Source organism: Providencia rettgeri, assembly GCF_041075285.1.
Taxonomy (GTDB): domain Bacteria; phylum Pseudomonadota; class Gammaproteobacteria; order Enterobacterales; family Enterobacteriaceae; genus Providencia; species Providencia rettgeri_G.
In genome coordinates this window covers 57411-69565 of sequence record NZ_CP163512.1, presented here as the reverse complement: position 1 = coordinate 69565, position 12155 = coordinate 57411, and the positions used below count along the sequence as shown (strand labels likewise).

The 12155-nt window shown below is 42.1% G+C and carries 11 protein-coding genes and 1 pseudogene; 7 read left to right on the top strand and 5 right to left on the bottom strand.

Going from position 1 to position 12155, the window contains the following annotated elements:
* Positions 1-127 precede the first annotated feature (127 nt).
* Positions 128-310 (top strand): annotated as a pseudogene (locus AB6N04_RS00290) (aldose 1-epimerase); the annotation flags it as partial.
* Between the two features lie 178 nt (positions 311-488).
* On the opposite strand, the gene AB6N04_RS00285 reads toward AB6N04_RS00290, so the two are convergent.
* Entirely contained in the window at positions 489-980 is a 492-nt protein-coding gene (locus AB6N04_RS00285; RefSeq protein ID WP_369309973.1) for a YajQ family cyclic di-GMP-binding protein, read from the bottom strand.
* Between the two features lie 183 nt (positions 981-1163).
* On the opposite strand from AB6N04_RS00285, the gene panE reads away from it, so the two are divergent.
* Together panE and yajL are read left to right on the top strand one after the other, a co-directional pair.
* Positions 1164-2075, top strand: a complete 912-nt coding sequence (gene panE, locus AB6N04_RS00280; RefSeq protein ID WP_369309972.1) for a 2-dehydropantoate 2-reductase — start codon at positions 1164-1166, stop codon at positions 2073-2075.
* Positions 2038-2631, top strand: a complete 594-nt coding sequence (gene yajL, locus AB6N04_RS00275; protein ID WP_369309971.1) for a protein deglycase YajL — start codon at positions 2038-2040, stop codon at positions 2629-2631. The genes panE and yajL overlap by 38 nt, the downstream gene beginning before the upstream one ends.
* A 474-nt stretch (positions 2632-3105) precedes the next feature.
* On the opposite strand, the gene thiI is transcribed toward yajL, so the two are convergent.
* Complete coding sequence (thiI, locus tag AB6N04_RS00270) at positions 3106-4557, bottom strand: tRNA uracil 4-sulfurtransferase ThiI (RefSeq protein ID WP_369309970.1); 1452 nt, start codon at positions 4555-4557, stop codon at positions 3106-3108.
* Between the two features lie 219 nt (positions 4558-4776).
* Here thiI and xseB point away from each other — a divergent pair, with 219 nt between their 5' ends.
* The 4 genes from xseB to caiF all read left to right on the top strand — a co-directional run bounded on the left by xseB (position 4777) and on the right by caiF (position 8977).
* Positions 4777-5028, top strand: a complete 252-nt coding sequence (gene xseB / locus AB6N04_RS00265) for an exodeoxyribonuclease VII small subunit (protein ID WP_369309969.1) — start codon at positions 4777-4779, stop codon at positions 5026-5028.
* 3 nt (positions 5029-5031) lie between these two features.
* Positions 5032-5949 (top strand): (2E,6E)-farnesyl diphosphate synthase, encoded by a 918-nt coding sequence (gene ispA / locus AB6N04_RS00260; protein ID WP_369309968.1) that lies wholly within the window; start codon positions 5032-5034, stop codon positions 5947-5949.
* 233 nt (positions 5950-6182) lie between these two features.
* Positions 6183-8048 (top strand): 1-deoxy-D-xylulose-5-phosphate synthase, encoded by a 1866-nt coding sequence (dxs, locus tag AB6N04_RS00255; protein ID WP_369309967.1) that lies wholly within the window; start codon positions 6183-6185, stop codon positions 8046-8048.
* A gap of 536 nt (positions 8049-8584) precedes the next feature.
* The gene (gene caiF, locus AB6N04_RS00250; RefSeq protein ID WP_369309966.1) at positions 8585-8977 is read left to right on the top strand and encodes a carnitine metabolism transcriptional regulator CaiF; all 393 of its coding nucleotides are present in this window, start codon (positions 8585-8587) and stop codon (positions 8975-8977) included.
* Between the two features lie 66 nt (positions 8978-9043).
* Here caiF and caiE read toward each other — a convergent pair whose 3' ends face one another.
* The 3 genes from caiE to caiC all read right to left on the bottom strand — a co-directional run bounded on the left by caiE (position 9044) and on the right by caiC (position 12082).
* Positions 9044-9637, bottom strand: a complete 594-nt coding sequence (caiE, locus tag AB6N04_RS00245) for a carnitine operon protein CaiE (protein WP_369309965.1) — start codon at positions 9635-9637, stop codon at positions 9044-9046.
* Between the two features lie 14 nt (positions 9638-9651).
* A complete protein-coding gene (gene caiD, locus AB6N04_RS00240) occupies positions 9652-10437 on the bottom strand; it encodes a crotonobetainyl-CoA hydratase (RefSeq protein WP_369309964.1) in 786 nt (261 codons plus the stop codon).
* An 85-nt stretch (positions 10438-10522) separates the two neighbouring features.
* Positions 10523-12082, bottom strand: coding sequence for a crotonobetaine/carnitine-CoA ligase (caiC, locus tag AB6N04_RS00235; RefSeq protein WP_369309963.1), 1560 nt, complete (start codon positions 12080-12082; stop codon positions 10523-10525).
* Positions 12083-12155 lie beyond the last annotated feature (73 nt).

Sequence of the window (12155 nt, the reverse complement as noted above, 5' to 3'; positions counted from 1 at the left end):
CGCAATAATCAATTCAATATTTTCTTCATTCAGTAAACTCTTAAATGAGTTTGGCGGTTGAGTATCCGTAAAAAAGGCGCTTACTTTACGTGCATTACCAATAGAGACAGCAGCAGATGCTGTAAATAAACTCAGTATGACAATGACATCAACGGCGCAAAGCCTCGTTGTGTTTGACAAACAGCCAGATGCAACTTGTGTGAACCCTCTTACTCAGGCACCGAATGCAATTAACCTAACGCCACAGTTTGTTAGCGTAGACTCTCCACTTGTGATTGAAACAACCTGGACGTTTGAACGTGATGCCTAACGAGTTACTTTGAGACCTTTGACATCCTCCCCGCCCATGAGTGGACTGCCCCCTAAAAGTTGGACTCCTTTAGGGGGCATTTCAGAAGGACGGGGTTTTACGGCGCAACTGATAAAAAGTCTGATAACCACTGAGGTTTTGCATGCTATGCTAACAAACTTCTTTCTCAGTCTATTAATTAATCGCGAAAGTTATTAAATTGGAAAGGCTGGCCTAAATTACCACCGCGAACTAACGCGATAACCGATTGTAAATCGTCACGTGCTTTACCTGTCACACGCACTTGATCACCCTGAACTTGTGCCTGAACTTTGAGTTTGCTGTCTTTGATCAGCTTAACGATTTTCTTGGCGGTTGCAGCATCAATACCCTGCTTAAAAGTCACTTCGACACTGTAAGTTTTCCCACTATGAACGATATCATTGGGGACATTAAGCACTGCGCCATCAATACCACGCTTGGCCATTTTTTCCCTTAAAATATCGACTAATTGAAGCACTTGGAAATCAGATTCACTCGTTATTTTTACTGACTCACTTTTATCATTGAGCTCAAAACTGGCTTCAACGTTTTTAAAGTCCCAACGGCTCGTCAGTTCACGCTGTGCGTTCTCAACCGCGTTACGCACTTCATTCATTTCAACTTCAGACACAATATCAAATGATGGCATTGTTCAGACCTCTACGGATATTTTTTGTTATATCCATGATAACGTTTTTCGTCACTTCACATCAAGTTATCGGGGCAGTGCCCATTCCCTGCGCTATAATTAACTCGCGCTAAGGTATATACTGACCAAACCACCAATGTCTGAGATGACAAGGTGTTAGAGCACATATTTCAGAGGGACACTATGAAAATAACCCTGATTGGTTGTGGTGCTATCGGTAAGCTTTGGCTTGCTGCACTCACCTCACAAGGCCATGAAACTCAAGGCTGGCTGCGTGTCGCTCAGCCTGATTTATTTGTCGATGTGAATGAGCCTGATGGTCGCACCTTTCGAGAACTTATTCCCTGCAACAATATGAATCACCTACAAACCAGTGAACTGGTCATTGTCTGCTTAAAAGCGTGGCAAGTTTCCGATGCATTATTACCTTTACTCAGCAATATTGCTGAAAAAACACCGATTTTGCTACTCCATAATGGAATGGGGACAATAGAAGAATTGGCACCTTTACGTCACCCAATTTTAGCGGGTGTCACGACCCATGCGGCTTGGCAAGAAAATAACCAAGTTTTTCATGTTGCTCACGGGATGACACATATTGGTGCAGTGAATTCTCTCGCGCAATCCTACTATTTTATTGCTGATATCCTACATGAAGCACTTCCTGACGTTGCTTGGCACAACCACATTTTAACCACCTGTTGGCGAAAATTGGTCGCTAATTGCGCCATCAACCCACTCACGGTAGAACATGATTGTCAAAATGGTGAACTTGCCGACCATTCAGAGCAAGTTTCGCGCATTATTGATGAAATCTGCCAAGTTATGGCTGCGGAAGGGTTACACACCGATAAAATAGAACTGACGGAGTATATTAATGGCATAATCGAAAGTACGGCCAATAATTACTCCTCTATGTTGCAAGATATCCGCAATCATCGCCGCACAGAGATTGATTACATTACAGGCTTTTTAATCAAGCAAGCCAGAGCTCATGGGATCAGTACACCTGAAAATGATCGGCTTTATCATTTAGTCAAAAATAGAGAGCAACAGTATGACGACTTCCGTTCTAATTTGCATCGCACATGGTAGTGAAGAAATTGAGACCGCAACTACCGCCGATTTACTGGTTAGAGCAGGTATTGATGTCACTTTAGCCAGCGTAACTGATGACGGCTCATTGCAAATTATAGCCTCGAGAGGGCTAAAAATAACCGCAGATGTCCCATTGATTAAAGTGGCTGATGAGCCTTTTGACGCGATTGTATTACCTGGTGGCGTCACAGGGGCAGAAACGTTTCGTGATAGCCCTCTGGTTGTCGAAAAAGTTCGCCGTATGCATCTGGACGGTAAAATTGTCGCGGCAATCTGTGCTGCGCCTGCCATTGTATTAGAGCACCACCAACTATTTCCTCTTGGTAATATGACCTGCTATCCGTCGATGAAAGATAAAATTCCTGCGAGTAAATGGGTTGATCGCCGAGTTTATTTTGATGAGCGAGTCAATTTGTTAACCAGCCAAGGGCCTGCTACATCCTTCGATTTTGCATTAAAGCTAATTGAATTATTAGTCGGTCGGGAGATCGCCAGTCGTGTCGCTGCGCAGTTAGTTTTACCGAATGGGATCAACGATTATTTAGAGGATTAACTCAAAAAGCATAACCAACAAAAAAGGATACAATAAAAACATCAACTCACTGAATAACAATGGGTTATAACCAATAAATAACAACAAAAAACCTTTGTTTCCCCATTTTTTGCTATTAACAGCGGCGGGAGCTTGGATCATTTTGCTTCAAGCCTTTGCCAGAGCCCAAATGACAAAAGCCCCGATTTTAGATGTTAATCTTAAGCCGAGGCAGTCTCAAACTCTCACAATTTGATTCTGTATCCTTTTTAGAAAAGGGGTCGAGAAATGCCAATTTACCCTGATGAGGTTAGTTACCCTGTGTTTAACGGCACGGTGTTTTTCAGAGGGGATACGTGAAAGGTTGTACGCTTTTCAACATCAGCCGTGAAAATACCTTGGTCCAAACGACCTTATCATGGATAAATCGCTTTGTGGGGGAGGTCTCTCCCCCATTTCTTTTGTGGGTTTGTGGTACAAGTACCCTACTTTTGTTTATGGGCGGTAAACCTTAATATTGTCATAACCTTGTTCTTTTAGATATAGCGCTTGTAAGCGACTCATTACCCCACGGTCACAATATAATAAGTAGGTTTTATCTTTTGGTAAGTCACCAAACTGTGTACTGAGTTTATAAAATGGAATATGTTTAATTTCCATACCTTCAACTTTTAAAGGCTTATCTTCGAACTCATCAATAGAGCGAATATCCACAATGACTTGGTTTTCTATTGAAAGCTCACTGACCATTTCAATCTCAGGCACTTTCTCAAGGCTTTCTTGGGCGATTTGGCGAATATCAATGTTTTGTGCTTGCTCAACCACCGACTCTAAGATACTGAAATCAAAGTTAGCCTCTTCCTCTTCGATACGTGCTTTGACAGCTTTCACTGTTGGGCTTTTTGAAATCACACCACAATATTCAGGCATGGTTTTCGCGAAGTCTTCAGTACCAATTTGGCGAGCTAATTTAATGATATGCTCTTTATCATGAGAAATTAGCGGTCTTAATATTAAGGTATCAGACGCATTATCAATCAAACGTAAGTTTGTTAAAGTTTGGCTGGAAACTTGCCCAAGGGCTTCCCCTGTAACAATCGCTTGCACGCCATAACGCTCGGCGACTTTAGATGCCGCACGTACCATCATACGTTTTAATACAACGCCCATTTGACCATCGTCGACTTTTTCTAAGATTTCAGCGACCACTGGCTCAAAATTAACGGCAATAAAGCGAACTTTATGGGAGCTACCAAAACGGTTCCATAAATAGTGTGCAACTTGCTTCACACCTATTTCATGGGCAGCACCCCCTAAATTGAAAAAGCAATAATGCACACGACAGCCACGACGCATTAGCATATAGCTGGAAACACCCGAGTCAAAACCACCTGAAATTAAGGATAAAACATCTTCTTGCGTACCAATAGGAAAACCACCAATCCCTTCAATGCGCCGTTTAACTAAGATCAGTTTGTCATCTTCAATTTCTAAATGTACGGTGGTATCAGGATCTTTAAGCTTAACTTTTGCAGAAGCAATATGTTGATTTAATCCACCGCCGATATAGCGCTCGGCTTCAATAGATGAAAACTCATGTTTTCCGCGACGTTTTACGCGTACACAGAACGTTTTGTTTTCCAATGACGCACCATAAGCTTCGAGCGTCATTTCAAAAATATGGTGCAAACTGGTAAACGGTTTTTCTTCCACTTCAAGAATGTGGTGAATACCAGGAATACGACCCAGCATGTCACAAATTTCATCATGCTTCGTCTCCCCTTTCACACGCACTTCTATGTTATCCCAATTACGGACAACCGAAATTTCTTCGCCAAGCGGCTTAAGCACGTTACGAATATTGCTGGTCAAAATTTTAATGAAACGTAGCCTAACAGTTTGGCTTTTAATGGTAATTTCTGGGAATAACTTAATGATAAACTTCATAATAGCTGCATGTTCATGAGTGTTGGGGCAAACGAATATATCTAACAATGACGCATATACACGTTACCAATTGTCAATAAAGAAGCGTATTATAACACTATCTTGCGGACTGAATCTAAAAACACCAATAATAAATTGTAACCGTAGCAAGACTGCGCTAGTCTGCTAAATATTTAAAATACCCCGAATATATTGATTTAACATTAGTGGCTAAACAACATGGCTAAAGAAAAATCTCAGCAAGTTCCAACCGTTAGTTTCGAAAATTCACTTAAAGAGCTGGAGCAGATTGTCGCTCGTCTCGAATCCGGCGATCTCCCATTAGAAGATGCACTCAATGAATTCGAACGTGGTGTTCAAATCGCCAAACAAGGTCAAAAAGTGCTGCAACAAGCCGAGCAGCGTGTACAAATCTTGCTTAGTGATGATGAAAATACCCCCCTTGCTGATTTTTCACCTGATACTGAATAAATTATGTCTGAACAACTTCCAGATAGCTTCGCGCTGCAACAAAAACACGCCTACAACAGAGTTAACCAATACCTATTAGACACGCTTAATGCGCTGCCCTTTGCGGATCTTCCGTTAGCCAATGCCATGCGTTACGGTGCATTATTAGGTGGAAAACGTTTACGTCCCTTTTTAACCTATGCTGTTGGTTCTATGCTAGGTGTTAGTGAAGAAAGCCTTGATGCTCCTGCATCCGCAGTGGAATGTATCCATGCCTATTCACTGATCCATGACGATTTACCGGCCATGGATGATGATGATTTACGTCGCGGTCAACCCACTTGCCATATTAAGTATGGTGAAGGAAATGCTATTTTAGCTGGTGACGCCTTACAAACCCTCGCATTTCAGTTACTTGCTTCAGCGAAAATGCCAGGGGTTTCTGATAAAGACCGTATTGCGATGATAGCCGAATTGGCCTACGCCAGTGGTCTCGCTGGTATGTGTGGTGGGCAAGCTCTTGATTTAGATGCAGAAGGTAAGTGTGTTGACCTCGCTTCATTAGAACGTATTCATCAACACAAAACCGGGGCGCTCATTCGTGCGGCGATCCGCCTTGGAGCATATGCTGCGGGTAATAAAGGGCATCAGTTATTGCCAGCATTGGATAAATACGCCGAATCTATTGGGCTTGCCTTTCAAGTTCAAGACGATATCCTAGACGTCATTGGGGACAGTGCTATCACGGGCAAACGCCAAGGCGCAGATGCAGAACACGAAAAAAGCACTTATCCATCTCTACTTGGCCTTGAGGCTGCACAACAAAAAGCGCGTGAGCTATATCATGCTGCGATAGACGCTTTAGAGACGATCCAATCCCACGGGTATAATATAGATATGCTAAGTGCTTTAGCTAATTTTATTATTGAGCGTAAAAGCTGACAATATGCTTTGCCTTTCAGTATTAATAAGACTGATAATTACGGCATTGATTACCCGATGTAGTTTAAGCTGTGAAACGGGCTTTACCCTAAATATTTCATGTAACGAGTAGGCGGCATTAGAACAAATCGCAAGAAATATCTCTTTGTATATCGCTAGCGTAAGAAAATACAGCCCCTTCCTACAACTTGAAATATGCCGGGTATTTTTGATTAATTATAAGTGAGCACCTAATGAGTATTGATATCGCTAAATATCCAACGCTAGCATTGGCAGAAACGCCCGATGAGCTTCGTCTGCTGCCCAAAGAAAGCTTGCCTAAGCTTTGTGATGAACTCAGACAATTTCTGCTGAGTAGCGTGAGTCGTTCTAGCGGTCACTTTGCCTCTGGTCTCGGCGCAGTTGAATTAACTGTTGCCTTGCATTATGTCTATAAAACACCGTTCGATAATTTAGTGTGGGATGTCGGTCACCAAGCGTATCCCCACAAAATTTTAACTGGTCGCCGTGACCGAATTGATACTATTCGCCAAAAAAATGGATTGCATCCATTCCCTTGGCGCGATGAGAGTGAATATGACATTTTAAGCGTTGGCCATTCTTCTACCTCCATCAGTGCCGGTTTAGGTATGGCTATTGCGGCAGAAAAAGAGAAAAGAAATCGTAAAACCGTTTGTGTCATTGGTGATGGGGCAATCACTGCGGGGATGGCATTTGAAGCCATGAACCACGCGGGAGATGCAGCACCCGATATGTTAGTGATCCTCAACGATAATGAGATGTCGATTTCAGAAAATGTTGGGGCGCTAAATAACCACTTAGCTCACTTACTTTCTGGCAAGCTATACACCACATTACGTGAAGGTGGCAAAAAAGTATTCTCTAACATGCCACCCATTAAAGAATTACTGAAAAAAACCGAAGAACACATCAAGGGCATGGTGGTTCCTGGCACCATGTTTGAAGAACTTGGCTTCAACTATATTGGACCTGTTGATGGGCACGATGTTGTGGCACTCACCCAAACGTTGAAAAATATGCGCGACTTAAAGGGACCGCAATTCCTGCACGTTATGACCAAAAAAGGTCGTGGTTATGAACCTGCGGAAAAAGATCCCATTAGCTGGCACGCAGTCCCTAAATTTGACCCAAGCACTTTTACACTACCAAAGAGCAAAGAAACGGGCCCAACATTCTCCAAAATTTTTGGTGACTGGTTATGCGAAGAAGCAAAAAATGATGGCAAGTTAATGGCTATCACCCCTGCGATGCGCGAAGGCTCTGGGATGGTGCGTTTTTCAAAAGAGTTTCCCGACCAATACTTTGACGTGGCAATTGCTGAACAGCATGCTGTCACCTTTGCAGCAGGTTTAGCGATTGGCGGTTATAAACCGATTGTGGCTATTTACTCAACGTTTTTACAGCGTGGTTATGATCAGGTTATTCATGATATCGCGATCCAAAAGCTCCCCGTGATGTTTGCTATTGATCGCGCAGGGATAGTGGGTGCTGATGGGCAAACCCACCAAGGTTCATTTGATATTTCATTCTTACGCTGTATTCCAACCATGGTTATTATGGCACCAAGTGATGAAAATGAATGCCGTCAAATGCTACATACTGGCTACCATTACAATGATGGCCCAAGCGCCATTCGCTACCCTCGTGGTACAGGAATAGGCGCAGTATTACAACCTTTGGCACCATTACCCATTGGTAAAGGTGTGATCCGTCGCCAAGGGGAAAAAGTGGCAATCCTGTGCTTCGGTACTTTACTCAGCCACGCCCTTGAAGCGGCTGAGCAGCTAAATGCAACCGTTGTTGATATGCGCTTTGTAAAACCGTTGGATGAGGCGTTAATCCTTGAAATGGCAAATCACCATGATGTGCTAGTGACCCTTGAAGAAAATGCCGTTATGGGGGGAGCAGGAAGTGGTGTAAATGAGTTTCTCATGCATGAGAAGAAAATCATTCCTATTTTAAACCTCGGTTTACCTGATGAATTTATCCCCCAAGGTAGCCAAGAAGAGTTGATTGCTGACCTTGGGTTAGATGCAAAAGGGATTGTAAACTCAATCACAAGCTATCTGAACAAATAATTTGTTATCTAATGAGAGTCATTGCGTTACGTAATCACTCTCATTTTTTTAAATACGCCTGATTTGAGTATTACAATTAGATTATGGTGTTATAAAAATAGCGTTTTTACTTAACATTTTTACATGTTTTTCTTAATTTAAGAACATCCGTTTCAATAAAAAAACCAAATATAATCAGCTTATAAACAACTCTGTTTATCTCTTTACTCCTTAATAGAATATAAGGAAAATTATTATTTTGAATGTAAATTTTCAAAATAAATACATGCAAATTATATTTAAATCTATTATTATGAACTTTGTCACTGTATGACTGCGCAATTTAAGCTCTGACTTATATTCGTTTTATAAAATGCTTAAATATTTTAATTAATAATAAACAAATTAATAACGATTATATTATTTTAACAATTTTAACCAGGCTTTAATAATTGCTTATTTTCTTTTAACTAAAGAAAATTGAATTATTCCAACTACAATTTACATATAGTTTCTCTTTATTTATTCAATTTTAATAATTAGATTTGGGAGCGCTTATGTGTGGAAAATATACTAACGAACCATTGTATTTATCCATTGCACATTGGGTAATGAAGCAAGGTCGTTGGACAACCGCCAGAGAAATATCCAATAATTTTGATATTCCGCATCCTAATGCTGTCAATATTGTTTCTTATATTCTATCGGATGTGGCTGAGATCCAGTGTGAAGTTAAAATGATCCCTAATAAATTATCGGGACGCGGATGCCAATGCCAACGCTTAATTAAAGTCAATAAAATTGATAACCAACTTTACGCTCGTTTAAGAAACCACCAATCGGAAAAAGTAACCCTTGATGCCCCTGTTAAAGCGACCTCAATGCCACCGAGCGAGCTAAATAGAGAGCAAAAATGGCAATGGATGTTATCCAAAGCACAACGCCGTTAATGCATTTATGTTATAAATAAAAAAACGCAGGTTTTTAGATCTGCGTTTTTTATTTTCTTTGATGACCTATTGCCCTTTTGGCTTCACATCTGTGGTACCAAACAGCTTAGGCCGATTAATTTCAATTTCGGTCAAAGGTTGTGTCTCTTGCAATCCAACAAGATAACGTGCTGCAAGGTCTTGATACTCTTTTGTATTTAATTGCTTCCAATGTAATTCTTCATCCCTGACTTGACGAAGAAGCCTTGCAGGGCTCCCCACCAACATTTGCCGTGGTTCGCCTTGAAAGCCAGCTTTAACAAAGCTCATCGCCGCAACAATACTTTCTTCACCAATGATAGCACCATCCATGATCACACTATTCATGCCGACTAAAGCATCACGACCAATAATGCATCCGTGTAAGATAGCACCGTGCCCTATGTGTCCACATTCATGGACAATAGTTTCTATATCACTATAGCCATGCATAATGCAGCAATCCTGAATATTCGCGCCTTTTTCTATGATCAAACGACCATAGTCCCCACGTAAAGAGGCGTTAGGCCCAACAAACACTCCTTCACCGATAATAACATCACCGATCACTACCGCGGTTGGATGTACATATGCGGTAGGGTGAACAACTGGGATCACCCCTTCAAAAGCGTAAAAACTCAAAATTCACCTCGCGACTAGCGCCCTTTCCAACTGGGTGAACGTTTTTCGGCAAACGCCAGTGGACCTTCTAATGCATCTTCGGAGTGTAAAACCGCAGGGTAGTTTGCCAGCACACCACTACGCATAAGTTTATACCCCTCTTCAACAGTGAGTTCCCCTGTTGCACGGAAAATCTCTTTGAGTGCCGCCACGGCCAATGGTGCGCTTTGGGTAATTTGTTCCGCCAACTCACGGGCTCTATCCATCAGCTTTTCACTCGGCACCACATCATTCGCAATTCCCCAACGTAATGCTTCCTGCGCATCCATTCGTCTACCTGTCATTACCATTTCATTCACAATTGGTGCAGGGAGAATTTTTGGTAAACGTAAAACACCGCCGCTATCGGGAACAATGCCAAGTTGAGCTTCTGGCAATGCAAAACTGGCATTTTCAGAGCAAATAATCATATCTGCTGCCAATGCGAGTTCAAAACCGCCACCAAACGCATAACCGTTCACTGCCGCAATAACGGGTTTATTGAGATTAAAAATTTCGGTTAACCCAGCAAAGCCACCGGGCCCAAAATCCGCATCGGGAGCTTCACCTTCCGCCGCGGATTTTAAATCCCACCCCGCAGAAAAGAAGCGCTCCCCTGCTCCTGTAATGATGGCAACTCTCAAAGATGGATCATCCCGAAAGTTAAGAAATACTTCGCCCATTTTGAAACTGGTTTTTGCATCTATCGCATTCGCTTTAGGTCTATCGAGTACGATTTCTAAAATGGAGCCATTGCGGGTAATTTTTAATGATTCGCTCATAGTGCAATCCTTTAGTCATCATCGGGTGGCACTGTGTTTTACGTGATAAAACAAAGGTGCCCTTAGAATTAGTAGAATAATCCGGTTATTGCAGATGTTTTTTCAGCACTTTCCCTGAACAATTGCGCGGTAAATCTTTACGCACTTCAACACATGTCGGTACTTTGAACTTCGCCATTTGTTTTTCACAAAAAGCAAAAAACTCTTCCTGTGTTAAGGTTTCACCTTCCTCCAACACGATAAACGCTTTAATCGCTTCGTCGCGGATATCATCCGCTACGCCAATCACTGCCACATCCACAATCGCAGGATGTGAGGCAATAATATTTTCGATTTCACTACAAGAGACATTCTCACCGCCGCGTTTGATCATGTTGCAGCTTCTATCGACAAAATAGAAAAAGCCGTCCTCATCTTGGTAGGCAAAATCCCCAGTGTGCATCCAGCCTGTGTCATCAAAGGTTTTCGCTGTCGCTTCGGGATTGTTGTAATACTCTTTGAAAAGCGTTTTACCGCGTTCGCCTTTCAAGCACAGTTCACCTATCACCCCAGTTTTAACCGGCTGATTGTTTTTATCTCGAATTTGCGCTTGATAACAAAAACCAGGGCGACCAATTGACGGCCAGCGGCGTATATCACCGGGTCTGTCACCAATTACCCCCACAATCGTTTCCGTCATACCATAAGAGGTCAAAAAGCGTTTTACACCAAAACGAGCCATAAACTGCTCTTTTTCTTCATCACTTAAATTGAGATAGAACATGGCTTCTCGCAGGCAATGATCTTTTTCGTTATCCGCCAGCGGCTGGCTTAACAACGTCCGGATCATCATTGGGATCAGCTCTATCACAGTAGCGCGGTGCTTCACAACCTGCTGCCAAAAACGTCGCGCGCTGTATTTTTCGATTAAAACAAATGTTGCCCCTACGGAGAAAGCCGCCATCGCTGCCGTACACTGGCAATCAATGTGAAAGGCAGGCATCACGGTTAAGTACACATCATCGGCGCGCAATGCGTTTTGCCATGAAGAGTAATAGCCCGCAAAACGCAAATTATAGTGGGTGATAATCACCCCTTTTGGTTTTGAGGTTGTCCCTGATGTAAACAAGATTTCCGCTGTATCGCTCACACTAAGTTCTCTAATTTGTGTGAGTTCAGTTGGTTGATGTGCATGTTCCGATAAAAAGTCCGAAATACCGTCTTGTTGTGGAACGGGCGTATCTGCAATTAAAAAAATATGTTCGAGGCGAGTGCTCTCATCGGCTAAAACACGCTGATAAATGTCGACAAACGGCGTGCAAGTTACCACCATACGAGGCTGGCAATTCTGCATAATCCACGCGCTTTCAAGATATTTAAAGCGTGCATTGATGGGCACCATAATTGCGCCGATTTTCGCTAAACCAAACCAGCAAAAGAAAAATTCAGGGCAATTATCCAGATGTAAGGCAACTTTATCTCCTTTTTGAATGCCATAAGCTAAAAAGAGATTTGCTGTGCGATTAATTTGCTTATTCATTTCTAAATAGCTGAATTCGCGGATATTTCCATCACAAGACTCAAAGATAAGCGCCTTATTGTCTTGGTGAGTCAACGCAAGGTCATCCCACATTTGACGCAAATTTTGTCTACCGATTACATCCATTAATTGTTTTCCCTCTATTTTCCCTAATGAATTTTCAGGTCAACAAGGAAAGATTGACCTGAATAATCATTCA

What these genes read in the sequence shown, in the direction of transcription:
- dxs (WP_369309967.1), top strand. Translation starts at nt 6,183, where the DNA reads ATGAGTATTGATATCGCTAAATATCCAACGCTAGCATTGGCAGAAACG.
- caiC (WP_369309963.1), bottom strand. Translation starts at nt 12,082, where the DNA reads ATGGATGTAATCGGTAGACAAAATTTGCGTCAAATGTGGGATGACCTT.
- caiD (WP_369309964.1), bottom strand. Translation starts at nt 10,437, where the DNA reads ATGAGCGAATCATTAAAAATTACCCGCAATGGCTCCATTTTAGAAATC.
- AB6N04_RS00285 (WP_369309973.1), bottom strand. Translation starts at nt 980, where the DNA reads ATGCCATCATTTGATATTGTGTCTGAAGTTGAAATGAATGAAGTGCGT.
- yajL (WP_369309971.1), top strand. Translation starts at nt 2,038, where the DNA reads ATGACGACTTCCGTTCTAATTTGCATCGCACATGGTAGTGAAGAAATT.
- ispA (WP_369309968.1), top strand. Translation starts at nt 5,032, where the DNA reads ATGTCTGAACAACTTCCAGATAGCTTCGCGCTGCAACAAAAACACGCC.
- panE (WP_369309972.1), top strand. Translation starts at nt 1,164, where the DNA reads ATGAAAATAACCCTGATTGGTTGTGGTGCTATCGGTAAGCTTTGGCTT.
- xseB (WP_369309969.1), top strand. Translation starts at nt 4,777, where the DNA reads ATGGCTAAAGAAAAATCTCAGCAAGTTCCAACCGTTAGTTTCGAAAAT.
- thiI (WP_369309970.1), bottom strand. Translation starts at nt 4,557, where the DNA reads ATGAAGTTTATCATTAAGTTATTCCCAGAAATTACCATTAAAAGCCAA.
- caiF (WP_369309966.1), top strand. Translation starts at nt 8,585, where the DNA reads ATGTGTGGAAAATATACTAACGAACCATTGTATTTATCCATTGCACAT.